Annotated in this window: 24 protein-coding genes; 13 read left to right on the top strand and 11 right to left on the bottom strand. The window is 60.9% G+C overall.

Going from position 1 to position 23,719, the window contains the following annotated elements:
* The first annotated feature begins 129 nt into the window (after nucleotides 1-129).
* The 4 genes from ubiG to AC0T4W_RS06055 all read left to right on the top strand — a co-directional run bounded on the left by ubiG (nucleotide 130) and on the right by AC0T4W_RS06055 (nucleotide 3,573).
* Nucleotides 130-828: a bifunctional 2-polyprenyl-6-hydroxyphenol methylase/3-demethylubiquinol 3-O-methyltransferase UbiG gene (gene ubiG, locus AC0T4W_RS06070; protein WP_476317435.1), complete on the top strand. Its 699-nt coding sequence runs from the start codon at nucleotides 130-132 to the stop codon at nucleotides 826-828.
* Entirely contained in the window at nucleotides 828-1,499 is a 672-nt protein-coding gene (gene mupP, locus AC0T4W_RS06065; RefSeq protein ID WP_476317432.1) for an N-acetylmuramic acid 6-phosphate phosphatase MupP, read from the top strand. The genes ubiG and mupP overlap by 1 nt, the downstream gene beginning before the upstream one ends.
* Before the next feature lie 59 nt (nucleotides 1,500-1,558).
* Nucleotides 1,559-2,299 (top strand): YciK family oxidoreductase, encoded by a 741-nt coding sequence (locus AC0T4W_RS06060; protein ID WP_476317429.1) that lies wholly within the window; start codon nucleotides 1,559-1,561, stop codon nucleotides 2,297-2,299.
* A gap of 347 nt (nucleotides 2,300-2,646) precedes the next feature.
* On the top strand, nucleotides 2,647-3,573 hold the full coding sequence (locus tag AC0T4W_RS06055) for a GGDEF domain-containing protein (protein WP_476317427.1): 927 nt from the start codon (nucleotides 2,647-2,649) through the stop codon (nucleotides 3,571-3,573).
* A gap of 134 nt (nucleotides 3,574-3,707) precedes the next feature.
* Here the strand turns inward: AC0T4W_RS06055 and rluB are convergent, their stop codons facing one another.
* From rluB to AC0T4W_RS06025, 6 genes are all read right to left on the bottom strand, one after another.
* Nucleotides 3,708-4,898 carry a 23S rRNA pseudouridine(2605) synthase RluB gene (gene rluB / locus AC0T4W_RS06050; protein WP_476317424.1) on the bottom strand — a complete coding sequence of 397 codons (1,191 nt, stop codon included), beginning with the start codon at nucleotides 4,896-4,898 and terminating at the stop codon, nucleotides 3,708-3,710.
* Between the two features lie 229 nt (nucleotides 4,899-5,127).
* On the bottom strand, nucleotides 5,128-5,919 hold the full coding sequence (scpB, locus tag AC0T4W_RS06045) for an SMC-Scp complex subunit ScpB (protein WP_476317421.1): 792 nt from the start codon (nucleotides 5,917-5,919) through the stop codon (nucleotides 5,128-5,130).
* A 2-nt stretch (nucleotides 5,920-5,921) separates the two neighbouring features.
* Nucleotides 5,922-6,620 (bottom strand): segregation and condensation protein A, encoded by a 699-nt coding sequence (locus tag AC0T4W_RS06040; RefSeq protein WP_305589233.1) that lies wholly within the window; start codon nucleotides 6,618-6,620, stop codon nucleotides 5,922-5,924.
* Between the two features lie 172 nt (nucleotides 6,621-6,792).
* The gene (locus tag AC0T4W_RS06035) at nucleotides 6,793-8,007 is read right to left on the bottom strand and encodes a tryptophan--tRNA ligase (RefSeq protein ID WP_476317418.1); all 1,215 of its coding nucleotides are present in this window, start codon (nucleotides 8,005-8,007) and stop codon (nucleotides 6,793-6,795) included.
* Between the two features lie 44 nt (nucleotides 8,008-8,051).
* Nucleotides 8,052-8,681, bottom strand: a complete 630-nt coding sequence (locus AC0T4W_RS06030) for an L-threonylcarbamoyladenylate synthase (protein ID WP_476323488.1) — start codon at nucleotides 8,679-8,681, stop codon at nucleotides 8,052-8,054.
* Nucleotides 8,682-8,694: 13 nt separating this feature from the next.
* Nucleotides 8,695-9,558, bottom strand: a complete 864-nt coding sequence (locus tag AC0T4W_RS06025; RefSeq protein WP_476317415.1) for a PHP domain-containing protein — start codon at nucleotides 9,556-9,558, stop codon at nucleotides 8,695-8,697.
* Between the two features lie 151 nt (nucleotides 9,559-9,709).
* On the opposite strand from AC0T4W_RS06025, the gene AC0T4W_RS06020 reads away from it, so the two are divergent.
* The 5 genes from AC0T4W_RS06020 to AC0T4W_RS06000 all read left to right on the top strand — a co-directional run bounded on the left by AC0T4W_RS06020 (nucleotide 9,710) and on the right by AC0T4W_RS06000 (nucleotide 13,262).
* Complete coding sequence (locus AC0T4W_RS06020; protein WP_476317412.1) at nucleotides 9,710-10,009, top strand: YciI family protein; 300 nt, start codon at nucleotides 9,710-9,712, stop codon at nucleotides 10,007-10,009.
* Nucleotides 10,010-10,063: 54 nt separating this feature from the next.
* Entirely contained in the window at nucleotides 10,064-10,465 is a 402-nt protein-coding gene (locus tag AC0T4W_RS06015) for an SH3 domain-containing protein (RefSeq protein ID WP_476317409.1), read from the top strand.
* 3 nt (nucleotides 10,466-10,468) lie between these two features.
* Complete coding sequence (locus AC0T4W_RS06010; protein ID WP_476317406.1) at nucleotides 10,469-11,146, top strand: response regulator transcription factor; 678 nt, start codon at nucleotides 10,469-10,471, stop codon at nucleotides 11,144-11,146.
* A gap of 279 nt (nucleotides 11,147-11,425) precedes the next feature.
* Nucleotides 11,426-11,842, top strand: a complete 417-nt coding sequence (locus tag AC0T4W_RS06005) for an LTXXQ domain protein (RefSeq protein WP_476317403.1) — start codon at nucleotides 11,426-11,428, stop codon at nucleotides 11,840-11,842.
* Nucleotides 11,843-11,918: 76 nt separating this feature from the next.
* Entirely contained in the window at nucleotides 11,919-13,262 is a 1,344-nt protein-coding gene (locus tag AC0T4W_RS06000) for a sensor histidine kinase (protein ID WP_476317400.1), read from the top strand.
* On the opposite strand, the gene AC0T4W_RS05995 is transcribed toward AC0T4W_RS06000, so the two are convergent.
* Nucleotides 13,228-13,794, bottom strand: coding sequence for a nitroreductase family protein (locus AC0T4W_RS05995; protein ID WP_476317397.1), 567 nt, complete (start codon nucleotides 13,792-13,794; stop codon nucleotides 13,228-13,230). The genes AC0T4W_RS06000 and AC0T4W_RS05995 overlap by 35 nt on opposite strands.
* A 176-nt stretch (nucleotides 13,795-13,970) precedes the next feature.
* On the opposite strand from AC0T4W_RS05995, the gene AC0T4W_RS05990 reads away from it, so the two are divergent.
* The 4 genes from AC0T4W_RS05990 to AC0T4W_RS05975 all read left to right on the top strand — a co-directional run bounded on the left by AC0T4W_RS05990 (nucleotide 13,971) and on the right by AC0T4W_RS05975 (nucleotide 18,965).
* Nucleotides 13,971-15,425 (top strand): TrkH family potassium uptake protein, encoded by a 1,455-nt coding sequence (locus tag AC0T4W_RS05990; protein ID WP_476317394.1) that lies wholly within the window; start codon nucleotides 13,971-13,973, stop codon nucleotides 15,423-15,425.
* Nucleotides 15,426-15,497: 72 nt separating this feature from the next.
* Nucleotides 15,498-16,952, top strand: coding sequence for a TrkH family potassium uptake protein (locus tag AC0T4W_RS05985; protein ID WP_476317391.1), 1,455 nt, complete (start codon nucleotides 15,498-15,500; stop codon nucleotides 16,950-16,952).
* A 144-nt stretch (nucleotides 16,953-17,096) separates the two neighbouring features.
* Entirely contained in the window at nucleotides 17,097-17,414 is a 318-nt protein-coding gene (locus AC0T4W_RS05980; RefSeq protein WP_476317388.1) for an Mpo1-like protein, read from the top strand.
* A 162-nt stretch (nucleotides 17,415-17,576) separates the two neighbouring features.
* The gene (locus AC0T4W_RS05975) at nucleotides 17,577-18,965 is read left to right on the top strand and encodes an adenylate/guanylate cyclase domain-containing protein (protein WP_476317385.1); all 1,389 of its coding nucleotides are present in this window, start codon (nucleotides 17,577-17,579) and stop codon (nucleotides 18,963-18,965) included.
* On the opposite strand, the gene AC0T4W_RS05970 is transcribed toward AC0T4W_RS05975, so the two are convergent.
* The 4 genes from AC0T4W_RS05970 to AC0T4W_RS05955 all read right to left on the bottom strand — a co-directional run bounded on the left by AC0T4W_RS05970 (nucleotide 18,958) and on the right by AC0T4W_RS05955 (nucleotide 23,485).
* The gene (locus AC0T4W_RS05970; protein WP_476317382.1) at nucleotides 18,958-19,989 is read right to left on the bottom strand and encodes a glycosyltransferase family 4 protein; all 1,032 of its coding nucleotides are present in this window, start codon (nucleotides 19,987-19,989) and stop codon (nucleotides 18,958-18,960) included. The two genes, AC0T4W_RS05975 and AC0T4W_RS05970, sit on opposite strands and share 8 nt — an antisense overlap.
* On the bottom strand, nucleotides 19,986-20,804 hold the full coding sequence (locus tag AC0T4W_RS05965) for a UDP-2,3-diacylglucosamine diphosphatase (RefSeq protein WP_476317379.1): 819 nt from the start codon (nucleotides 20,802-20,804) through the stop codon (nucleotides 19,986-19,988). The genes AC0T4W_RS05970 and AC0T4W_RS05965 overlap by 4 nt, the downstream gene beginning before the upstream one ends.
* Nucleotides 20,805-21,016: 212 nt before the next feature.
* On the bottom strand, nucleotides 21,017-21,304 hold the full coding sequence (locus AC0T4W_RS05960) for an Rdx family protein (protein ID WP_476317376.1): 288 nt from the start codon (nucleotides 21,302-21,304) through the stop codon (nucleotides 21,017-21,019).
* A gap of 114 nt (nucleotides 21,305-21,418) precedes the next feature.
* A complete protein-coding gene (locus tag AC0T4W_RS05955) occupies nucleotides 21,419-23,485 on the bottom strand; it encodes a motility hub landmark protein FimV (RefSeq protein WP_476317373.1) in 2,067 nt (688 codons plus the stop codon).
* Nucleotides 23,486-23,719: the final 234 nt, after the last annotated feature.

The following is a 23,719-nucleotide window of genomic DNA, read 5'->3' as shown; positions in this document are numbered from 1 at the left end:
AGAGAATGCGAGCACTGCGACAAACTGACATACATTGAACGCATAACAGGCGTCCAATCCACCCGGCGAAACTGGCAACATGAGCACCTTGCGCTCCCACTCTCGCCGCAGCCTGATTCAGGGATCTATATGAGCAACGTCGACCACGCCGAAATCGCCAAATTCGAAGCCCTCGCCCATCGCTGGTGGGACCGCGAAAGCGAGTTCAAGCCGCTGCATGACATCAACCCGCTGCGCGTCAACTGGATCGACGAACGCGTCGGCCTGGCCGCCAAGAAGGTGCTCGACGTCGGCTGCGGTGGCGGCATTCTCAGTGAATCCATGGCCCAGCGCGGCGCCAGTGTGACCGGCATCGACATGGGCGAAGCGCCGCTGGCAGTAGCCCAGTTGCACCAGCTGGAATCGGGCGTAAGCGTCGAGTACCGGCAGATCACCGCCGAAGCCCTGGCTGAAGAAATGCCTGAACAGTTCGATGTGGTCACCTGCCTGGAAATGCTGGAGCACGTGCCCGACCCCGCGTCGGTGATCAGCGCCTGCTACCGCATGGTTAAGCCTGGTGGTCAGGTGTTTTTCTCCACCATCAACCGCAATCCCAAGGCGTACCTGTTCGCCATTATTGGCGCGGAATACCTACTGCGCCTGCTGCCGCGCGGCACCCATGACTTCAAGAAATTTATCCGCCCCTCCGAACTCGGCGCTTGGAGCCGTGAGGCGGGTCTTGAGGTCAAGGACATCATCGGCCTGACCTACAACCCGCTGAGCAAACGCTACAAGCTGGAAGCGGACGTCGACGTCAACTACATGATCCAGACTCTCAAGGAGGCGTGATGCGCTTGCGCGCGGTTTTATTCGATATGGACGGCACCCTGCTCGACAGTGCGCCGGACTTTGTCGCCATCAGCCAGGCCATGCGCGCCGAACGCGGCCTGCCGCCGATTGCTGACAACCTGATCCGTGATCAGGTGTCCGGCGGCGCGCGGGCCATGGTTGCCGCCAATTTTGCCATGGCCCCCGAGACTGAAGGCTTCGAAGCCTTGCGCCTAGAGTTTCTCGAACGCTATGAGAGCCAGTGCGCGGTGCTGACCCGGCCATTCGATGGCATGAATGAGCTGCTAAATGACATCGAACAGGCCAAGCTGATCTGGGGGGTGGCGACCAATAAGCCGGTGCGCTATGCCGAACCCATCATGCAACAACTCGGCCTGGCGCAGCGCTCGGCGGTTTTGGTCTGCCCGGATCACGTCAGCCGCAGCAAGCCCGACCCGGAGATGATCCTACTGGCCTGCGCGAAGATGGGCGTGGAGCCCGCCGCCACCCTGTTTGTTGGCGATGACGAGCGCGACATCGAAGCCGGCCGCGCCGCCGGCTGCAAAACCGCCGCCGTCACCTACGGCTATATCCACCCGCAGGACAACCCACGCAACTGGGGCGCCGATGTGGTGGTGGACCATCCGCTGGAATTGCGCGCCGTGCTCGATCAAGCCCTATGCAGCTGCTAAAGCCTACCTACCGAACGCGCAGCGACGCCACCCGCTTTTGAATTAATGAGGCTTTACCCATGCATGACTATTCCGCCCGCCCCGACCTACTCAAGGGCCGCGTGATTCTGGTGACCGGCGCCGGCCGTGGCATTGGCGCAACCGCCGCCAAGACCTTCGCCGCCCACGGTGCAACGGTGTTGCTGCTGGGCAAGACCGAAGAAAACCTCAGCCGCGTGTATGACGCCATCGAAGCCGCCGGCCACCCACAGGCCGCGGTGATCCCGTTCAACCTGGAAACCGCCCTGCCGCACCAATACGACGAACTGGCGGCGATGATCGAGGCCGAGTTCGGCAAACTCGACGGCCTTCTGCACAACGCCTCGATCATCGGTCCGCGCACGCCGCTGGAGCAGCTGTCCGGCGACAACTTCATGCGCGTTATGCAAGTCAACGTCAACGCCATGTTTATGCTCACCAGTACCCTGCTGCCGCTGCTCAAGCTCTCGACGGACGCCTCGGTGGTGTTCACCTCCAGCAGCGTTGGTCGCAAGGGCCGTGCTTACTGGGGCGCTTACGCAGTATCAAAGTTCGCCACCGAAGGCTTAATGCAGGTACTGGCCGATGAAATCGACGGTATCGCCAGCGTGCGCGCCAACAGCGTCAACCCAGGCGCCACCCGCACCGATATGCGCGCCCAGGCCTACCCGGGGGAAAACCCGCAAAATAACCCACTGCCTGAGGCCATCATGCCGGTCTATCTGTACCTGATGGGGCCGGATAGTACAGGGGTCAACGGTCAGGCATTTGACGCGCAGTAGTTCAACTGATCCGCTGCGCATCGGTCCTGCGGTAAGCGGCATGCATGGGTAGGTTGGCGTTGAGCGCAGCGAAGCCCAACAGGCGGCGGCAGGCCTCATCTGGTTTCGCTGCGCGGCTTCTCAACCGAACACCCCTCGCTCCTACCGCCGGTTTTCCGGCGGCAAGCGAATCAGCTGGCATCAAATTGCCAGCAGCTCCGCCAGTTAACCGGCAAAGAATTGCCGCCCCGCCGTAGGGCAATAACCTAACCACATGAAATAAAAGAAATTTCAGTACAAAACTGAGATTGGCACGGAATTCGCTCTATCCCTTCTGTCGTCGCGTATTGCGCAAGAGGTAGAGCTTCATGGCCCCGCACAACCAGTCCAACACCATCGATTTCGACGCAGCCAAATTGCAGCGCCTTGGCTATGCCGGCCACATGCAAAAAAATCTGAAGCCGGTCAGCCTAGCGCAATTGCGTCAACAGCTGAGCCTGCGCCTGCAGACCTCACTGGAAGCCGAACGCATTCTCGAGCTGTTCTACAGCGAAGTGCAGCGCCTGGTACCGCTCAGCGCCCTCAGCTACCAACTGGCCTCCTGCGACCTGCGCCTGGAGCTGGGCGAGCGCGCGAATCACTCGGCCGGCTATCGCCTGAATCACGACGGCGAATTCCTTGGTGAGCTGACCTTCCGCCGCAACCAGCGCTTTAGTGAAGATGAGTTGGGCCAGCTCGAATCGCTGCTCGCCAGCCTACTGTTTCCGCTGCGCAACGCCCTGCTCTACCGCGCTGCAGTACAAAGCGCACTGCGCGACCCGCTGACCGAAACCGGCAACCGCATCGCCATGCAGCAAACGCTCAAGCGCGAAGTCGACATTGCCCGTCGCACCCTGCAGCCGCTGTCGGTGCTGATGGTCGACATCGACCACTTCAAACGCATCAACGATAGCCACGGCCACCTGATCGGCGATGAAGCGCTCAAAGCCGTCGCCACCGCGCTGAAAGATAGCCTGCGTAACGTCGACATGGTGTTCCGCTTCGGCGGCGAAGAATTTATGGTGCTGCTCTCCAACACCAGCCGCGAATCTGCCTCGATGGTTGGCGAACGTTTGCGTATGGCGGTGCTGGGCATTCAGTACCTGGTAGAGAGCCGCGCTATAGAACTGTCGGTCAGCCTCGGCTGCGCCACCCTGCTGCCGGGCGAGTCGATGGAAAGCCTGCTGCGCCGCGCCGACAGCGCGCTGTACGTATCCAAGCGCGGTGGTCGCAATCGGCTGTCGATGGCTGGATAAACCACTCGACACTAAAAAATGGCCGGGAGTCATTTTTAACGTCGCGCAGCGACGGCCCGCAGGGTGGCCGCCATGGATGGCAGGACATAAAAAGGCGACCCAAGGGTCGCCTTTTTCACATCCACCGCGCTGGATTATTCCGGCTTAGGATCGCGACCAAAACCTGGGCGCTGACCTTCACGGCTCGGTTGACTGCGACGCTTGACCGGCGCACCCGCCGGCTTGCGCGACGGGCGATCAGTCAGCTCGACGCCTGGGCGCTGCGCACCCGGCTTGGCCGGACGCTTCTTGTTGACATCACGCGGACGCTCGGCAACCGGCGTGCCCTTACTTTGATCGACACGCGGCGCACGCGGGTTACGCACCGGACGCTCATCACCTTCACCACGGGCAGGACGCGAACGGCCCTGGTCACCAGCCGCTGCCGGGCCGCCGCCATGGGCTGGACGCAAGGTCCGCTCCGGGCGTGCAGCACGACCCACCGGCTTGGCCGATTTGCGCTGCAGACGGTCGATCTTGTCGCGGGCTTTTTCCTTCATATCAGGCAAGGCAACTGGCTTGAGGCCGACTTCCTCGCTGAGGATATCCACTTCGCGCTGGCTCATTTCGCGCCAGCGGCCCATGGTCAGGTCCGAGGTGATAAACACCGGACCGAAACGCACGCGCTTCAGGCGGCTAACCACCAGGCCCTGGGATTCCCACAAGCGGCGTACTTCGCGGTTGCGGCCTTCCATCACCACGCAGTGGTACCAATGGTTGAAGCCCACGCCGCCCGGCGCAACCTTGATATCGGTGAACTTGGCCGGGCCGTCTTCGAGCATCACGCCGGCTTTCAGGCGCTCGATCATCTCTTCGTCGACTTCACCACGTACACGCACCGCGTACTCGCGGTCCATCTGGAAGGACGGGTGCATCAGGCGGTTGGCCAGTTCACCGTCAGTGGTGAACATCAGCAAACCGGTGGTGTTGATGTCGAGACGACCGATATTGATCCAGCGGCCCTCTTTCGGCCGTGGCAGACGATCAAACACGGTCGGACGGCCTTCCGGGTCGTCACGGGTGCAGATTTCGCCTTCGGGTTTGTTGTAGATGATCACGCGGCGCACGTTTTCGGCAGCTTCTTCGCGGCGTATCACCTTGCCATCGACGGCAATCGCATCGTGCAGGTCGACACGCACGCCGAGGCTGGCGACTGCGCCGTTGACCTTGACGCGGCCAGCGGTAATCCAGGCTTCGATTTCACGGCGTGAAGCCAGGCCCATGCGCGCCATGACTTTCTGCAGTTTTTCGCCTGCGGGGCTGTATTCTTCGATTTCTTCACTCATCTGGGCACCTCCCGGTGTGTTCTTTAGTGATTTGGACGATTTAGGCAGGGCCTATTCGTCGAAGGGTCGCGGAGCATACGCGAAACGCGGCGGCTACGCACGAATTGAGGCTAGCTGGCAGACGAGCAGTCGTCACCGTAGCCCGGATGAAATCCGGGGAACTGCCATCCCGGATTGCGCCAGGGCTTATCCGGGCTACAACTGTGATGGGTTAGCACCCATCCGACCCTCAATCAGGCAGCTGCTCTTTATCCAAGGTTTGGTGAGGCTCATCGGCATCCTCACGCTCATCGTCCTGCTCGGGCAAGTCGTCGAAGTCGGTTTTCAGGCCCTGTTCCATCGAGTCGAGCTCAGCCAGCAGGCTGCTGAAGCTGGTTTCCTCGCTCGCCTCCACCGCAGACTCATCGGCCAGGGCCAAGTCGGCGCGGGCTTGCAGGCTTTGCGGCGCTTCCAGATCATCCTCAAAAGCCAGCACCGGCTCGGGTTCCAGCTCGCGCAGGGCGGCCAGGGGCGGTAATTCGTCGAGACTTTTCAGGTTGAAGTGGTCGAGAAAGGCCTTGGTGGTAGCGAACATCGCCGGCTTGCCCGGTACATCGCGGTAACCCACCACGCGAATCCACTCGCGCTCCAGCAGGGTTTTGACGATATGGCTGTTGACCGCCACACCGCGCACATCTTCGATCTCACCACGGGTGATCGGCTGGCGGTAGGCGATCAGCGCCAAGGTTTCCAGCATGGCGCGCGAATAGCGCTGTGGACGCTCTTCCCATAGGCGACCAACCCAAGGTGCATATTTTTCACGCACTTGCAAGCGATAGCCGGACGCCACTTCAACCAACTCAAAAGCGCGTCCTTCGCAGGACTTGCCCAGGTGCGCCAGCGCCTTCTTGAACACCGCCGGCGCCGGCCGCTCGGCCTCCTCGAAGAGCTCGAACAGGCGCTCCAGCGATTGCGGTTTGCCGGAGGCCAGCAAAAAGGCTTCGAGCAGGCTGGCCAGCTCACGAGGTTCGTTAAGGTTCATGCTTATTCAGCCCGCGCACGCACATGGATTGGCCCGAAAGCCTCATTTTGCACCAGTTCAACCAGGGATTCCTTGATCAACTCGAGCACCGCCATAAAGGTCACCACCACGCCGAGCTTGCCCTCTTCCGCGCTGAACAGGCTGACAAAGGGCACAAACGCGCCGCCTTTGAGCCGTTCGAGCACTTCACTCATGCGTTCGCGGGTCGACAGCGCTTCACGGGTGACCTGGTGGCTTTCAAACATATCGGCGCGGCGCAGCACTTCAGCCATCGACAGCAGCACTTCTTCCAGGCTGACATCCGGCAGCAGCTTGCGTGCCCGCGCTTCGGGGGCATCCAGGCGCGGCACGGTGACATCACGGCCGACCCGGCTAAGGCCATCAATGCCTTCTGCCGCCGCTTTGTAACGCTCGTATTCCTGCAGGCGGCGGATCAGCTCGGCGCGCGGGTCGTCTTCCTCGGCTTCGACCTCACTGGAGCGCGGCAACAGCATGCGCGATTTGATCTCGGCGAGCATGGCGGCCATCACCAGGTACTCGGCGGCCAGTTCCAGGCGCACCGACTGCATCAGCTCGACATAGCCCATGTACTGGCGGGTAATTTCCGCCACCGGGATATCCAGCACGTCGATGTTCTGCTTACGAATCAGGTACAGCAGCAGGTCCAGCGGGCCTTCGAAGGCTTCGAGAAACACCTCCAGAGCATCCGGCGGGATGTACAGGTCCAGCGGCATTTCGGTAACCGCCTGGCCATATACCAGGGCAAATGGCAGCTCCTGCTGGGCATTGGCCTGATCCTGGGGATGGCTATCGGGGTGTTCCTGGGCGGGCACGCTGGACATCGTCACTCTCAAAAATAGGTTCAGCGTTAAGTCAGCGGTAGTTCAGGCCAAGGGCCTGGCGCACTTCACTCAGGGTTTCCCGCGCCTCGGAGCGCGCACGGTCGGCGCCGTCGGCAAGAATCTGCCGGACCAGATCAGGGCTGTCCTGATAATCCGCAGCGCGCGCCTGCAGCGGTTGCAGTTCTTGCTGCAGCGCCTCGACCAACGGCGCCTTGCACTCCAGACAGCCAATACCGGCGCTGCGACAGCCTTGCTGCGCCCAGTCACAGGTCGCGTTGCTGGAATACAGCTGATGCAGCGGCCACACCGGGCAATTGGCTGGGTTGCCGGGATCATCGCGATGCACCCGCGCCGGATCGGTCGGCATGCGGCGGACTTTCTCCTCGATCGCCGCGCCGCTGTCGCGCAGGAATATCGCATTGTTATTGGATTTGGACATCTTGCTGCCATCCAGCCCAAGCAGCTTGGGCGACTCGCCGAGCATGGCCTGCGGCTCAATCAGCAGAATCTTGCCGCCGCCTTCCAGGTAACCGTAGAGGCGCTCTTTATCACCCAGGGTGATGCTCTGTTGATCCTTGAGCAGGGCTCGTGCGGTTTCCAGCGCCTCAGCGTCGCCCTGCTCCTGATAGGCCCTGCGCAGGTTGTTGTAGAGCGTCGCGGCTTTCTTGCCGAGCTTGATGATCGCCGCCTCGGCCTTTTCCTCAAAGCCTGGCTCGCGGCCATACAGATGGTTGAAACGCCGCGCCACATCCCGGGCAAACTCGATATGCGCCAACTGATCGCTGCCCACCGGCACCACGCCGGCGCGGTACAGCAGAATGTCTGCCGCCTGCAGCAAGGGGTAACCGAGAAAGCCGAAGGTGCTCAGGTCCTTGCCATGCAGCTGTTCCTGCTGCTCTTTATAGGACGGCACACGCTCCAGCCAGCTGAGCGGGCAGATCATCGACAGCAACAGGTGCAATTCGGCGTGTTCAGGAACCTGCGACTGGATAAATAGCGTCGCCGAACTGGGGCTGACGCCGGCCGCCAGCCAGTCCACGGCCATGTCCATGACGCGCTGGGACAGCGGGCCGACATCGTCGTAATCAGTGGTCAGCGCGTGTAGATCGACGATGCAGAAGAAGCATTCATAGGTGTGTTGCAGCTTCACCCAATTCTTCAGCACGCCCTGGTAGTGCCCCAGGTGCAGCAGACCACTCGGGCGCATGCCAGACAGCACGCGGCGTTCGGCGTCAACAAGACTCAAAACGGATCACCTGAAAACTCAAAGGAAACCGATTATAGCCAGGATCAGATGTCATTCGTAAAAGGCGACGGATCACCGCAACCCACACGAAAAACCTCGGGCTCATCATCAAGCAGGCTGACCACGGTGGAAGCTTCCAGCCCGCCAAAGCCGCCATCGATGATCAGATCGACCTGACGCTCAAGGATCTGGCGCATTTCGTAAGGGTCGCTCATCGGCAGGGTTTCGCCCGGCAGAATCAAGGTCACGCTCATCAGTGGCTCATCCAGCTCGGCCAGCAAGGCCATGGCAATCGGATGATTGGGCACGCGCAGGCCGATGGTGCGACGCTTGGCGTGCAGCAGCATGCGCGGTACTTCGCGGGTGGCGTTGAGGATAAAGGTGTAAGGGCCAGGGGTATGCCCCTTGAGCAAACGGAAAGCGGCGGTATCGACCTTGGCAAAGGTGCTGAGCTGCGAAAGATCGCGGCATACCAGGGTGAAGTTGTGTTTGTCGTCCAACTGACGCAGGCGGCGGATGCGTTCCACCGCGTTCTTGTCGCCGATATGGCAACCCACGGCATAGGAGGAGTCGGTCGGATAGATCACCACCCCACCGTTACGGATAATCTCCACAGCCTGCTTGATCAGGCGCGCCTGTGGGTTTTCCGGATGAATCTGGAAGAATTGGCTCACGCTAGGTACCGGGTCAAATTGCAGTAGGCTGCTGGACATGTTGAAACCGTGCCCATAAGGGCGGTAGATCCTCGGGCACCGGCCGATAAACGCCCAGCTCAGACCACTGGCCCGGCGCATGGAAATCACTGCCTGCGGTGACAAACATACCGAACTCCCTTGCCAGAATCGCCAAACTGCCAACTTGTTCGGCCGGCTGCATACCGTTGACCACTTCCAACGAATGCCCGCCGGCGCCAACAAAATCGGCAATCAACTTGCGTCGTTTACTGCGCGTAAAGTCGTACTGCCAGGGATGCGCCAGACTGATCCAGGCGCCCGCACGGCGCAGGGTATCCACAGTCTGCGCCAGTTCCGGCCAGTGCTGTTTAACATCACCCAGCTTGCCTGAGCCCAGCCATTTACGGAACGCTTCAGCGCGGTCCTTGACGTAACCGCTGCGCACCAGAAAGTCAGCAAAGTGCGGGCGCGCTGGGGCGTTGCCGCTGTCACCTAACTCCTGCTGCAGGGCCCGCGCGCCGTCTAGCGCACCCGGCATGCCCTTGGCCTCCAGACGCTTGCTGATTTCTGCGGCACGCAGCCAACGCCCTTCATGCAGTTCGGCAATTGCTTGCTGCAAGGCCGGTGCATCACGATTGAAGGCGTAGCCCAGCACATGAATAGTCGCACCGCCCCAGGTGCAGGACAGCTCAATGCCATTGACCAGTTGCATGCCCAGCGCTTGCGCTGCGGCGCCAGCCTCATCAAGGCCATCAAGGGTGTCGTGATCGGTCAACGCCAGCAACCGCACACCGCGCTCAAACGCCCGCGCCACCACCACAGCCGGCGCAAGTGCGCCATCTGAAGCGGTGCTGTGGCAATGCAAATCAACATCCATAAGGGGCGCTTTCCGAGTCATTTATGTTTGTTATTATGCCGCCAGATGTGGATTCTTGCTGGCTTGCGCCAACATTTCCTCAACCTTGCCTGACCAGGCTGCTTTTCTCCCCTGGCTGCGGCCTGCACCGACGACCTTATTAAGGATTGAAATGCTCTACGCAATCATCGCCACCGATGTGCAGAACTCCCTGGAAAACCGCCTAAATGCCCGCCCAGCGCACCTGGCACGCCTGGAGCAGCTGAAAAGCGAAGGCCGCTTGATCCTCGCCGGCCCACACCCAGCCGTCGACAGCAATGACCCAGGCCCGGCAGGGTTTTCCGGCAGCCTGGTCGTCGCCGAGTTCGAATCGCTGCTGGCCGCACAACACTGGGCCGACGCCGACCCTTACCGCGCCGCCGGGGTGTATGCCTCGGTGCTGGTAAAACCCTTCAAACTGGTCTTGCCTTGAGCCAATCCCCTCGCTGAATAACCCATAACAACAATTACAAAAATAGGAGTTCCGATGCGTCCAGGCCCGCTATTTATGCTCTTGACCCTGTGCTTGCCGGCCATTAGCCAGGCCGAAGAAAGCCCGCCGCAGCCATTGGCAGAAGCCACCTCGGCGCAGACCCAGATCGATGAGTTGGAGCAGCGCCTGGCGCTCAGTGAAGAACAGCGCCAAGCCCTCAGCGCTGAACTGCAAAACAGCAACAACGAACGTGACACCGTACAGCTGCAGCGCCTGCGCCAGGAAAACCAGCGCCTCAAGCTGCAGCTGAAAAAAGCCCAGGCCAGCGCCTCGCAGCCACTGATCAGCGAACAGCAGATGTGGTTTGCCACAGGCGCGGGGGCCGGTTTACTCGGGGTGATTATCGGTGCGTTGCTACGCCGTGGTCGCCGCTCACGCAGCGAGTGGCTCAACTAACCCATGAGTGATCTGCTGTTAATCGACGACGATGTCGAACTCTGCGAACTGCTGACCAGCTGGCTGACCCAGGAAGGCTTTCAGATCAGCGCCTGCCATGATGGCCACAGCGCCCGCAACGCCCTCGCCAAACACAGCCCTGATGCGGTGGTGCTGGATGTGATGCTGCCCGATGGCAGTGGCCTGGAGCTGCTCAAGCAATTACGCAGCGACCACCCAGAATTGCCAGTGCTGATGCTTTCAGCGCGCGGCGAACCACTGGACCGCATTCTTGGCCTGGAACTGGGCGCCGACGATTACCTGGCTAAACCGTGCGATCCGCGCGAACTCACCGCGCGCCTACGCGCCGTCTTGCGCCGCAGCCTGCCGGCCACGCCCAGCAGCCCACTCGATCTCGGCGACTTGCATTACAGCCAGGCTCGCGGCACCGTAACCCTGGGCGAACAGGAAGTGCTGCTGACCCTCTCGGAAAGCCGCATCCTCGAAGCCCTGCTGCAACATCCGGGCGAGCCGGTGGGCAAACAGGAACTGGCGCAACTGGCCCTGGGCCGCAAGCTGACCCTGTATGACCGCAGCCTGGATATGCACGTCAGCAACCTGCGCAAGAAACTCGGCCCGCACGCAGATGGCCGCCAGCGCATACTCGCCTTGCGCAGCCGCGGCTATTACTACAGCGTTTAAGTAAGGCCATGAAGCCCTTGCGTATTGTGCGGCGATCAGTCGTAGGTTGGCGTTGAGCGCAGCGAAGCCCAACAGGCGGTGGCATGTCTCGTTGGGCTTCGTCGCGCGGCTCCTCAACCCAACCTACCCGCTGACGCTCTATCTGCCTGTGGGCCTCAAGTCCGACAGGCTGCTAGGCGCTCTTTACCTAAGCTTTACCTTGCCCTGACGGCCCTTGACCTTGACCGCCCTAGACTGGGCTCATCCGGTGTTTACCGGTTTCAGACAAGGAGACACACCATGCGCAAGACCCTTACCGCAGTACTGCTCGCCCTGACCCTGCCGACCCTGGCTATGGCCATGCCCGAAGACGGCCCACGGCACGGCGGCGGCCATGGCGAACATGGCTCGCGCATGTTCAAAGAGCTCGACCTGAGCAAAGAGCAGCACCGCGAAATCCGCAAATTGATGGGCGAGCAGATGAAAGGCCGCCATGAGATCACCAAGCGCTACCTGGACAAGCTGCCAGCTGCTGAACAGAAAGCCATGCAAGACGAACTGAAGGCCGCCAAAGACAAACAGCACAGCGCCATCCGCGCCCTGCTCAAGCCCGAGCAGCAGAAAGCCTTCGACGAGCACCAGAAGAAGATGCAAGAGCGCCGCGCCGAGCACCAGGCATTCAAAGCCTGGCAGGCCGAGCAGGCTAAAAACAACTAACCCAGGCACTGTTGCCTTAACGCCCATCAGGCTTTGCAGCCTGATGGGCGTAGCCATTTCTAAATAAGGAGCCACCGTGCGGTCACTGTTCTGGCGCATCTTTGCCAGCTTCTGGTTGGCTATTGCCCTGGTTGCCGGGCTGTCCATGCTGCTTGGGCGCATGCTTAATCAGGACGCCTGGTTGCTCAGCCAGCACCCCGGCATGGATGACCTCGCCGAGAAGTGGACGCAGCGCTACGAGAAGAAAGGCCCAAGCGCCGCTCAAGAGCTGCTCGAACAACGCAAACGCAAGTTCCGCATTGATGTGCAGGTGCTTGATGACAGCGGCCAAGCCGTGGTCAAAGGCACCTTCCCGCCCCGCGCAGCGGCCTTTGAGGCCCGCCATCGCAACGAGAAACGCCTGCCCTGGCGCCGCCTGAGTGTCGATTACACCAGCCCACACAGCGGCGAAACCTACCTGTTTATCTACCGCATCCCGAACCCCGAAGTCGCCGCCTGGCAGCGCAAAAGCCTGCTCTGGCCGCTAAGCGCACTGGGTATCGCCATGCTGGTGCTAACCCTGTTCAGCCTCTGGCTGACGCTGTCCATCACCCGTCCACTGAGTCGCCTGCGCGGCGCCGTACACGATCTGGGACAAACCGCCTATCAGCAGAACAGCCTGGCCAAATTGGCCGAGCGGCGTGATGAACTCGGCGTGCTGGCGGCCGACTTCAACCGCATGGGCGAGCGCGTACAAGGTTTGATCAGCAGCCAGCGCCAGCTGCTGCGCGACGTGTCCCATGAACTGCGTTCACCGCTGGCGCGCCTGCGTATCGCCCTGGCACTGACCGAACGCGCCGATGCTGTTGAACGGGAAAAATACTGGCCACGCCTGAGCCGGGAGTGTGACCGCTTGGAAGCGCTGATCAGTGAAATCCTCGCCCTCGCCCGCCTTGACGCCGAACCAGGCGCCGCGCAGCCAATCAACCTCGACGAACTGCTGCGCACATTGCAGGAAGACGCACATCTGGACGCACCCGAACAACAGATCAAGATTCAGCTGGAAAGCGACTTACAGCTCAACGGCTGGCCGGACATGCTGCAACGTGCGCTGGACAACCTGCTGCGCAACGCCTTGCGTTTCAACCCAGTTGGCCAGGCCATCGAACTGATGGCCTGCAAAAACGCTGAGCAGCTATGCCTGAGTGTGCGTGACCACGGCCCCGGCGTTGCGCCTGAGCTGCTGGCACGCCTTGGTGAGCCCTTCTACCGCGCCCCCGGCCAAACCAGCTGCGGTCATGGTCTGGGCTTGGCCATCGCGCGCCGCGCCGCCGAGCGACATGGCGGCCAGCTGGAACTGAGTAACCATGCGCAAGGCGGCTTTGTCGCCACCCTGCGCCTACCGCTTACTTCGTCGAATCAGGCGCAGGCCAAGCTCTGACAAAGTCACTGACCTGCACCTGCGGCACCGCGCGCAATTCACGTTCCGGTGTGCCGAGGTAGAGGTAGGCAATCACCTGCTCATCTGCGCTCAGCCCCAGGCCGGCGGCGACCTGCGGGTTATAAGCCATATCGCCGGTACGCCAGACCGCACCGATGCCCTGGGCATGGGCCGCCAACAGAATGCCGTGGGCGGCGCAGCCGGCGGCGATCACCTGCTCCTGCGCCGGCACCTTGGCATGGGCCTGCACCCGCGCAATCACCACCACCAGCAGCGGTGCCCGCAATGGCATGGCCCGCGCCTTGGTCAACGCCTCAGGGCTGGCATCGGCGGGTAGCGCACTGGCAAACAACTCGCCCAGCTGCGCCAGCGCCTCGCCTTCCACGGTGAGAAAACGCCAGGGCCGCAGCTGGCCATGGTCCGGCGCACGCAAGGCGGCGCGGAACAACAGCTCACGCTGCGCAGCATCGGGTGCCGGCGCCATCAGGCGCGGCGCGGAAACACGGTTTAGCAACGCGTCAAGAGCGTCCATCAGCCACCTCATCTATCCAGTCAAGGCGCCATTCTAGTGCCTGTGCGGCGCAGACGGGTAACCGGGACTCAGGCCACCCGCTGCGGCAATACACTCGGCATGAGCGGCGGCTGTACAGCGGCTGCGGCGCGCGTAGAATAGCGCGCCTTTGCCCCACCAGAGCCTGAGCCGAATTCATGTCATTGCCGACACTGCGCATCATTGCTTTTATTCTCGGCATCTTTCTGATCACTCTGGCCGTCAGCATGCTGATCCCCATGCTGACGCTGCTGCTGTATTCACGCACCGACGACCTCAACGCCTTTCTCTGGTCTAGCCTGGTGACCGCCACCGCAGGCATTGCCATGGTCATCCCCGGACGCCCCAAGGATGCCCAGCTGCGCCCGCGCGACATGTACTTGCTGACCACCGGCAGCTGGCTGGTGGTGTGCATCTTTGCCGCCCTGCCGATGGTGCTGATTCACCATATCAGCTACACCGACGCCTTCTTCGAGACTATGTCTGGCGTAACCACCACTGGTTCAACCGTGCTATCAGGCCTGGACCACGCCTCGCCCGGCCTACTGATCTGGCGCTCAATGCTGCAATGGCTGGGTGGTATCGGCTTTATCGGCATGGCGGTGGCGATTCTGCCGCTGCTGCGGGTCGGCGGCATGCGCCTGTTCCAGACCGAATCATCGGACTGGGGCGAGAAAGTTATGCCACGCTCGCACATGGCGGCCAAATACATCCTGTTTATCTACCTGAGCCTGACTTTAATCGGCTTTCTCGGCTTCTGGCTGGCGGGCATGACGCCCTTCGATGCGCTCAATCATGCGATGACCTCGATCTCCACCGGCGGTTACTCGACCTCGGACGCTTCCCTGGCCAACTGGAGTCAGCCGGCCGTGCACTGGGTCGCGGTGGTGCTGATGATCTGCGGCGGCCTGCCCTTTACCCTTTATGTCGCCACCCTGCGCAGCAACCGTAAAGCGCTGCTCAAGGACCACCAAGCACGCGGCTTTATCGGTTTTCTGCTGGCCACCTGGCTGGTATTCGGCACCTGGCTGTGGCTGCACTCGGATAACAGCTGGCTGGATGCCTTTCGCATTGTCGCGGTGAATGTCACTTCGGTGGTCACCACCACCGGTTATGCGCTTGGTGATTACACCACCTGGGGCAGTTTCGCCGTACTGCTGTTCTTCTACCTGACCTTTGTCGGCGGCTGCTCGGGCTCCACCTCCGGCGGGCTGAAAATCTTTCGTTTTCAGGTGGCCTACGTGCTGCTCAAAGCCAACCTGCAGCAACTTGTACATCCTAGGGCGGTGATCAAGCAGCAGTACAACAACCACAACCTCGATGAAGAGATTGTCCGCTCGCTGATCACCTTCTCGTTCTTCTTTACCATCACTATCGGCGTAATCGCCCTTGGCCTGACTCTGCTTGGCCTGGACTGGGTAACAGCCCTGACTGGCGCGGCGACGGCGGTATGTAACGTAGGCCCAGGTTTAGGCCCAATCATCGGACCGGCGGGTAATTTCTCCAGCCTGCCGGATGCCGCCAAATGGCTGCTGACTATCGGCATGCTACTTGGGCGCCTGGAAATTTTGACTGTGCTGGTACTGGTCACTCGGGCATTCTGGCGCCATTGAGTGAAACCGGTCGGGCGATACGCAAGCCCGATAACCTAAAATCCTGCTACTTATGCAATGGAACCCGCTTAGATGGCTTGGCCGACCTTACGGATCATCGCGTTTATCAATGGCATCTTTCTTCTGACCCTGGCGATCAGCATGGCCGTGCCCATGCTGACCCTGGTGCTGTTTGCGCGGCTTAACGAACTCAACGCCTTTCTCTGGTCCAGCCTGATCACCTTTATCGCCGGCATCGTGATGATTGCCCAGGGTCGGCCCAAGGATGTGCAACTGCGCCCGCGCGATATGTACCTGCTGACGGTGTCCAGCTGGGTACTGGTGGGGCTGTTTGCCTCCCTGCCCTTTATGTTTTCCCAGCACCTGGACGTGACTGACGCGGTGTTTGAAAGCATGTCAGGTATCACCGCCACCGGCGCCACCGTGCTGACAGGGCTGGACAGCATGTCACCGGGCATTCTGATCTGGCGCTCGCTGCTGCACTGGCTCGGTGGGATCGGCTTTATCGCCATGGCCGTGGCGATTCTGCCGATGCTGCGCATCGGCGGGATGCGCCTGTTCCAGACCGAATCATCGGACCGTTCCGAAAAAATCATGCCGCGCTCGCATATGGTTGCCAAATACATGATTGCGGCCTACCTGGGCATCAGCCTGCTCGGCTGCCTGGCGCTCTGGACGGCGGGTATGGGCGGGTTTGATGCGATCAACCACACCATGTCAGCCATCGCCACCGGCGGTTTTTCCACCTCGGATCAGTCGCTGGGCAAATGGAGCGAGCCGGCCGTGCACTGGGTCACCATCGTGCTGATGATTCTCGGTAGCGTGCCCTTTGTGCTGTTTGCCTCGATGCTGCGCGGCAACTACAAGGCCTTGATTCGCGACCAGCAGGTACGCGGCTTTATCGGTATTTTGCTGAGCACCTGGCTGCTGCTCGGCACCTGGTACTTCATCAGCACCGACCTGCACTGGCTGGAAGCCATTCGCCATGTGGCGTTCAACACCACCTCGATTATGACCACCACCGGTTTTGCCCTCGGCGATTACACGCTGTGGGGCGGCTTTGCCGGCATGCTGTTCTTCTACCTGGGGTTTATCGGCGGCTGCTCGGGCTCGACGGCCGGCGGTTTGAAGATTTTCCGTTTCCAGGTGGCCTACGTGCTGCTCAGGGCCAACCTGATGCAGCTGATCCACCCGCGCGCGGTGATCAAACAGCAATACAACCGCCATCACCTGGATGAAGACATCGTCCGCTCGATCCTGACCTTCTCGTTCTTCTTCACCATCACCATCGCCGTGCTGGCCCTAGGCCTGACGCTCTGCGGCCTGGACTGGATCACTGCACTCAGCGGTGCCGCCAGCACCGTCTCCGGTGTCGGCCCCGGCATGGGCCCGATCATCGGCCCGGCGGGCAACTTCTCCAGCCTGCCGGACACCGCCAAATGGCTGCTAACCTTCGGCATGCTGCTCGGTCGCCTGGAAATTCTCACCGTGCTGGTACTGATGCTGCCGGCGTTCTGGCGACACTAACAGGCCGTTACAGGCGCGCTGTACTCCCCCGGGGGTAATGTCAGTGCCCCCAGCGCCCCAAGTACGTCTGTCGACCTAGACTGCAAGTAAGCCACCACAGCCGCAAGCCTGATGGCGCTCAAAAAAGAATAAGAGGAGCCCCCGATGAGCACTGAAACCCAAGAACGTTACAGCAGCTTCGCCGAGTTCTACCCCTATTACCTGCAGGAGCACAGCAACGCCACCTGCCGCCGCCTGCACTATGTTGGCAGCCTGCTGGTGCTCTGTGTGCTGGGCTATGCACTGGTTACTCAGCAGTGGCTGTGGCTGCTGGCCATTCCACTGATTGGTTACGGCTTCGCCTGGGTCGGCCACTTTGTTTTCGAAAAAAACCGCCCAGCCACCTTTGACTACCCGCTCTACTCGCTGATGGGCGACTGGGTGATGCTCAAGGATACCTTTACCGGGCGTATCAAGTTCTGATTGAGCGACCGCTGGCACAAGCAGCGCCACCGTTCAGCTGGCGCGCTTGGCGGTTGCGGTGGGCTTGGTTATGATCCCTGGCCTGTTTTGCGCAACCGCCACAGTGCGCCCCCCCAGGCACCAACAGAGATGCCAGACGAGCAGCAGGGATTGTTCCATCGGATGAATGTCAAAAGCGCCCCCCGAATTTCCGCACTACCGGCACCGCCGCTGCGTGAGTACTACTCCCGTGTCCTGGCTTATATCGCCATCGCTGCCAGTATTGCCGCCGGCACCTACACCCAGCATTTCGGCTACAACATTCTCTGGATGGTGCCCTACGCCCTGCTCTATCCGCATTTGGCACACCATCTGAGCCTGCGTTTCAAGCGCGAGCATCCGCAACGCACCGCCCTCAGCCTGCTGTTTATTGACGCAGTGCATTGCGGCGGTTCCATCGCACTGCTGGGCTTCTCGGTCGTACCCTGCCTGATGGCCATATTGATTATGGCCTTCAGCGCGCTGGTAATCGGCGGGTTACGTTACCTCGGGCTAGCCAGCCTGATAGCCCTGAGCAGCGCAGTCTTTATGCTCGCCCTGACTGGCACCACAGCGAATATCCATACTCCCGCACTGGTAGCGCTGGTCAGCATCTTTTTCACCACGCTGTATATCTGCATCACCGCCTACTTTGTGCACCAGCAAGGCCTGCGCCTGACACAGGTGCGCAGCGAAATTACCCGCGAGCAGGAAAAAGCTGCACGCCTTGCGCGCAACTTGGCCAAGTACCTGTCGCCACAGGTGTGGGAGTCGATCTTCACTGGCAAGAAAAGCGTGCGCCTGGAAACCCAGCGCAAGAAGCTCACGGTGTTCTTCTCTGACATCAAGGGCTTTACCGAATTGGCCGAAGAGTTGGAAGCCGAAGCCCTGACCGACCTGCTCAACACCTACCTCAATGAAATGTCGAAGATCTGCCTGAAATACGGCGGCACCATCGACAAGTTTATCGGCGACTGCGTGATGGTGTTCTTTGGCGACCCCAGCAGCAAAGGCGCGAAGAAGGATGCGGTGAATGCCGTGTCCATGGCCATCGCCATGCGCAAACATATGAAGGTGCTGCGCCAGCAGTGGCGCGCCCAGGGCATCACCAAGCCGCTGGAAATCCGCATGGGGCTGAACACCGGTTACTGCACGGTAGGCAACTTCGGCGCCGATACGCGCATGGACTACACCATCATCGGTCGCGATGTGAACCTTGCCAGCCGCCTGGAAAGCGCCGCTGAATCCGGTGAGATTCTGATCTCCCACGAGACCTATTCGCTGATCAAGGACGTGATCATGTGCCGCGACAAGGGTCAGATCAACGTCAAGGGCTTTACCCGTCCAGTGCAGATTTACCAAGTAGTGGACTTCCGCCGCGACCTGGGCGCCACGTCCAGCTACGTCGAGCACGAACTACCCGGCTTCTCCATGTACCTGGACACCAACGGTATCCAGAACTTCGACAAGGAAAAAGTCATCCAGGCCCTGAGTCAGGCAGCCGATAAGCTGCGTGACAAGGTGATCATGTAGTACTCAGCTGGGTTGACTGACACAGCTCACCATCGAGCAACGGCTGCTGCGCCAGAAATTCCAGCGCAGAGGCCCGCCAGGATTGCCGCGCTGCCAACTCGGCGCAGCGCGCGCGATCCAGGCTCAAGGCCGCCACACAAGCCGCGCGCAAGTCCTCATGCATGACGCCACTAACGCCCGCCTGCAACACATCCAGTGGTCCGGCTACCGGAAACGCCGCCACTGGCGTACCGCAGGCCAGGGCTTCGAGCATCACCAAGCCATAGGTATCGGTGCGCGAGGGGAATACCAGCACGCTGGCGGTCTGAAACGCTTCGGCCAACGCCTGGCCATGCTGATAGCCAAGAAAGCGTACCTGCGGATAAGCCGCCTGCAATGCCTCACGCTGCGGGCCGTCGCCAACCACGCGCTTTTCTCCCGGTAAGTCGAGGGTGAGAAACGCTCCGATATTCTTCTCCTGGGCAATCCGCCCGACATACAGGAATACCGGTTGATCCCGGTTCGGCAGAGTCAATGATGGGCGAAATAGCTGTGTATCAACGCCCTTGCGCCACAGCACCAGGCGTTTAAAACCCCAGCCGGCAAACTCGTCGCGCATGCGCTCGGTGGTCACCAGCACCGCCTGGCTCGGCCGATGAAAAGCACGCAGAAAGGCATAGCCCCACCCTAGTGGGATCATGGGCCAGCGAGTGTGTACGTACTCGGGGAAGCGCGTGTGGATAGCACTGGAGAACGCCAGGCCGCGCTTACTCAGCCAGCGCCGTGCCGCCCAACCCAGTGGGCCTTCGGTGGCCAGGTGCACGCAGTCCGGCTGAAACGCGCGAATCGCCGGGCCAACCCGCCAGAGGTTCCATGCCAGCGGAATTTCCGGGTAACTGGGGCACGGCAGCGCACGAAAATCAGCCGGCGACAGCAACTTGACTTGATGCCCCAAACCGCGCAGCTCGCTGATCAACGCCTGCAGACTGGTGACCACGCCATTGACCTGCGGCGACCAGGCGTCGGAGACAATCAGAATTCTCACAGGGCCGGCTCGGCAGCAGCAACCGGGGCAGCCTGCAACTGACGCGCCTGATCATCGGCCAGGCGATACAGCTCGATACTGCCATCCAGATGCTCGATCAACGCCGTGCAGGACTCCACCCAATCGCCGCAATTCATGTACTCGACATCACCCATGGGGCGGATTTCGGCATGGTGGATATGCCCGCAGATCACGCCATTGAAGCCGCGCCTAGCGCACTCGTGGACGATGGCTTCTTCAAAGTCGCTGATGAAATTCACCGCGCTCTTGACCTTGTGCTTGAGGTACGCCGACAGCGACCAGTAGCCATAACCATAACGGCTGCGCCAGAAATTCAGCCAGCGGTTGAGGGTCAGGGTGAAGCCGTAGGCTGAGTCGCCGAGAAAGGCCAGCCAGCGGTGATAGCGAGTGATCACATCGAACTGGTCACCGTGAATCACCAGCAACCTGCGGCCGTCGGCAGTGAGGTGCTCGGCCTCGTCGACCAGCTGGAGATTACCGAGCATCAGGCTGGAGTAGCGGCGCAAAAATTCGTCATGGTTACCCGTGACGTAGATTACCTCGGTGCCACGCTTGCTCATGGTCAGCAAACGGCGGATCACGTTGCTGTGCGACTGCGGCCAGTACACCCCGCTGCGCAGCTTCCAGCCGTCGATGATGTCGCCGACCAGGTAGATCTTGTCGGTCTGATAGCGCTTGAGAAACGCCGCCAGGTGTTCGGCCTGACAATCCCGGGTACCCAGGTGCACATCGGAAATCCACAGGGTACGGACACGTTGCTTGCGGCTGGGCTTGGCGAGCTGGGCGCTGGTCATGGACGACCTCCGGCTGGGTTTGCTCGAGTCTGCGCAGGCGTGGTGAAAGGTGCATGACAGTGCCGTGGCGATTCGGTGACATGCCCTAAACAGTATAAACCGCAGGCCGAACAAGGAGCCCACCACGCCCGCGCTGCTTTCGCAGCGTCATTACAGCCACGAACTGCTTAGCAGGCCGTTGAAAAATGCAGGCGAGGCAGCTGACCAAGTGATCACGTGCTGCGGTCGTTGTGGCCCAGATCCCGGACCGGATCGATCTGATCGCGCAAGCGCTGCTTGAGTACTTTGGCCTCGGGGAAGCCGCCATCGGCCTTGCGCTCCCATAACTGCACGCCATCGCAGGTAATGCGGAACACACCGCCAGTACCGGGAGCCAAGCTGACTCGGGACAAGTCGTCAGTAAATGTCGACAGCAGCTCTTGGGCTAACCAGGCAGCGCGCAGTAGCCACTGGCATTGCGTGCAATAGGTGATAACCACTTCGGCTTTGGGGCTGGACATTGGCAGGCTCGCGACGGATGAAAAGCCGATGATAACGCGCAGCCGCCTGGCCTCGGCATAAGAAAAACGCCCGCGCACCAGAGGCACGCGGGCGTTGAACGACAGCGCCCTGTATCAGGCGATCTTGGCCAGCAGCTGACGTGCTTCCTGCTTCTGTTCTTCATTGCCCTCGTTGATCACTTCATTGAGAATCTGGCAGGCGCTGTCCAGGCTGCCTTGCTCGATATAAGCCAAGGCCATGTTCAATTTGGACAGGTTGTCACGACTACCGGCCAGGTCATCGAGGTCACCCAGAAAGGCCACATTGAATTCGTCGCCCTGCCAACCGTCGTGGGAGGTTTCTTCCACCAGCATCGATTCGGCAAATGGGCTGCGGGCATCGCGACTGCCCGAAAATTCGAAAATATCCGAGGTCTTGCGTTTGGCTGCAGCACTGCCCGGGGCCTTGTCCGCCACTTTTTTCGGTGCAGTAGGGGCAAAGGGGCTGACCAGATCCCAGTCGGCATCCAGCGACATATCATCCAGATTGAGCTGGCCGTCATTGGCGGCCTCATCCAGCGGCTGCGCCTCGACCTCATCCAGCTCAAGCACCACATCGTCCAGCAAGCTGGCCGACGGCGCGCTGAATAACTCGGCATGTCGTGCCTTCAGCTCGTCGATACGCAACGGAGTAAAGCCGGATGTCCGCACCAATGCTTCATGGGCAACAAAGCCCTGGGCATCGCCCAGCAAGGCCAATACTTCCAGCAGTCGGAAAGCGATATCACTGCGCTGCGGCTGCGCCTCCCAGGCCTTGCGCAAGGTACTGGCGGCCTCGCTAAGGCGACCATAGGCGATATACACGTTGGCACTTTGCAGCGCATCTTCACCCGCCGCCGGCCATACCGGGCCGTCGCGCGGCACGTCACGTACATCACATGCATTAAAGGCCACCGCAGTCGGCTCGACCGGTAAAGCCGGGGCAAGACTTTGCGCCTCAGGCATGACCGGTGCCAGCGCCGCTGTAACCGCAACAGGCGCTGGCTCAACGGGTTTTCTACTGCGCCAGAACAGGCCAGCCACACCCGCCAGTAACAGCGCCAGCAGACCGGCGATAATCGCCAGCCAGTTGCTATCTGGCTCAGCTGCAACCGGCGCAGTCGCCGCAACCGGAGCGGGCACAGGCGCTGTCGTTGCTTCGGCACTGGCCCTGCGCGCGGCCAACTCGGCCTGCAGGCCGGCAATCTGCTGATCACGAGCCTCCATCTGCGCCTGCAACTGCTGCACCTGCAGGCCCAGCTGCGCCAGGCTCTGTTGCAACTGCAGGGTTTCGTTAATCTGGCTGGCCAGCTCCTGCTCTACACGGGCCTGCTCCTGAATCAGCAGCTCAGCCGGCAGATCAACCGGCAGTTCAGCACTGGAGGCCGCCACAGACTCTGGCGCAGCAGCTACAGCCACGGGGGTTTCAGCCACTGCCGGTGCGGTACTGGCAAGGCTATCGGGCAAGAGCAATTGCGCACCGGCACGCAGGCGATTGATATCGCCATTGATAAAGGCCTGCGGGTTGAGCGCATGGATGTCGTTCATCAACGCCTGGGGGGTCACCTGCCCGTCATTGGCGGCCAGACGCGCGGTAATCTTCCACAGACTGTCACCGCTGACCACGCTGTAACGCTTGCCCTGCTGCGCAGCGGGCATTACTACCGGACGCACAGGCGCGGCAGTGGTTCTGAGGGGCTCGGCTTGCACCACTGCGGTAGAAGGCGCGGCCAGGCTACGGTAAGCGGCAGAGCTGGGTGGGTCGAGCAGCACAGTGTACTCGCGGTACAACTGGCCATTGGGCCGGGCCACTTCCACGATAAAGTTCAGGTAAGGCTCGCGCACCGGCTGGGTCGACACCACGCGAATCACGCTCTTACCGCCACGTAGCATCGGGGTAAAGCGCAAGTCGTTAAAAAAATACAAACGTTCGACGCCCGAACGGGCGAAGACTTCAGCGGGCGCCAGGCGCACGCGCATATCGGCGTCGGTCAGATCGCCCGCATCAAACAATTCGATTTCGGCATCCAGCGGCTGACTGAGCGCCGAATGCAGGATGATTTCGCCCAGGCCCAGGGCTGGAACCAGCCCCGAATACAGAACCGAACTGGACGCCAGACCAATCAGTAATTGACGAGTCTTAAATTGACGAACCTTTGCCATAAAAAACGCTCCCGGTGAATCCGCCCCTGTGCCCTCGCCACTTCACGTCCAAGACGTGTGCTTCCTGCGCTTGCGAAAGTATAGGAGTCGGCAAATGTTGCCCTGGGAAGTACGTTCCGTGTTTAACCCGGCTGGTGCATGGCAATAATTACGGCGAACTGAATAGACAAATGTCACCGCCGCTGGGCAAAAAGCCACCACAGGTGCAAGCATAGGCCTGCAGTCAAGAAAATG

The sequence above is a fragment of the Pseudomonas sp. C7.1 genome, assembly GCF_056312395.1.
Note: the sequence above shows the minus strand (reverse complement) of the source record. Positions and strands in the feature narration are given on the sequence as shown.

Coding starts and splice junctions, on each gene's coding strand:
- ubiG (WP_476317435.1), top strand. CDS start 130: ATGAGCAACGTCGACCACGCCGAAATCGCCAAATTCGAAGCCCTCGCC.
- mupP (WP_476317432.1), top strand. CDS start 828: ATGCGCTTGCGCGCGGTTTTATTCGATATGGACGGCACCCTGCTCGAC.
- AC0T4W_RS06060 (WP_476317429.1), top strand. CDS start 1,559: ATGCATGACTATTCCGCCCGCCCCGACCTACTCAAGGGCCGCGTGATT.
- AC0T4W_RS06055 (WP_476317427.1), top strand. CDS start 2,647: ATGGCCCCGCACAACCAGTCCAACACCATCGATTTCGACGCAGCCAAA.
- rluB (WP_476317424.1), bottom strand. CDS start 4,898: ATGAGTGAAGAAATCGAAGAATACAGCCCCGCAGGCGAAAAACTGCAG.
- scpB (WP_476317421.1), bottom strand. CDS start 5,919: ATGAACCTTAACGAACCTCGTGAGCTGGCCAGCCTGCTCGAAGCCTTT.
- AC0T4W_RS06025 (WP_476317415.1), bottom strand. CDS start 9,558: ATGGATGTTGATTTGCATTGCCACAGCACCGCTTCAGATGGCGCACTT.
- AC0T4W_RS06020 (WP_476317412.1), top strand. CDS start 9,710: ATGCTCTACGCAATCATCGCCACCGATGTGCAGAACTCCCTGGAAAAC.
- AC0T4W_RS06015 (WP_476317409.1), top strand. CDS start 10,064: ATGCGTCCAGGCCCGCTATTTATGCTCTTGACCCTGTGCTTGCCGGCC.
- AC0T4W_RS06010 (WP_476317406.1), top strand. CDS start 10,469: ATGAGTGATCTGCTGTTAATCGACGACGATGTCGAACTCTGCGAACTG.
- AC0T4W_RS06005 (WP_476317403.1), top strand. CDS start 11,426: ATGCGCAAGACCCTTACCGCAGTACTGCTCGCCCTGACCCTGCCGACC.
- AC0T4W_RS05995 (WP_476317397.1), bottom strand. CDS start 13,794: ATGGACGCTCTTGACGCGTTGCTAAACCGTGTTTCCGCGCCGCGCCTG.
- AC0T4W_RS05990 (WP_476317394.1), top strand. CDS start 13,971: ATGTCATTGCCGACACTGCGCATCATTGCTTTTATTCTCGGCATCTTT.
- AC0T4W_RS05985 (WP_476317391.1), top strand. CDS start 15,498: ATGGCTTGGCCGACCTTACGGATCATCGCGTTTATCAATGGCATCTTT.
- AC0T4W_RS05980 (WP_476317388.1), top strand. CDS start 17,097: ATGAGCACTGAAACCCAAGAACGTTACAGCAGCTTCGCCGAGTTCTAC.
- AC0T4W_RS05975 (WP_476317385.1), top strand. CDS start 17,577: ATGAATGTCAAAAGCGCCCCCCGAATTTCCGCACTACCGGCACCGCCG.
- AC0T4W_RS05965 (WP_476317379.1), bottom strand. CDS start 20,804: ATGACCAGCGCCCAGCTCGCCAAGCCCAGCCGCAAGCAACGTGTCCGT.
- AC0T4W_RS05960 (WP_476317376.1), bottom strand. CDS start 21,304: ATGTCCAGCCCCAAAGCCGAAGTGGTTATCACCTATTGCACGCAATGC.
- AC0T4W_RS05955 (WP_476317373.1), bottom strand. CDS start 23,485: ATGGCAAAGGTTCGTCAATTTAAGACTCGTCAATTACTGATTGGTCTG.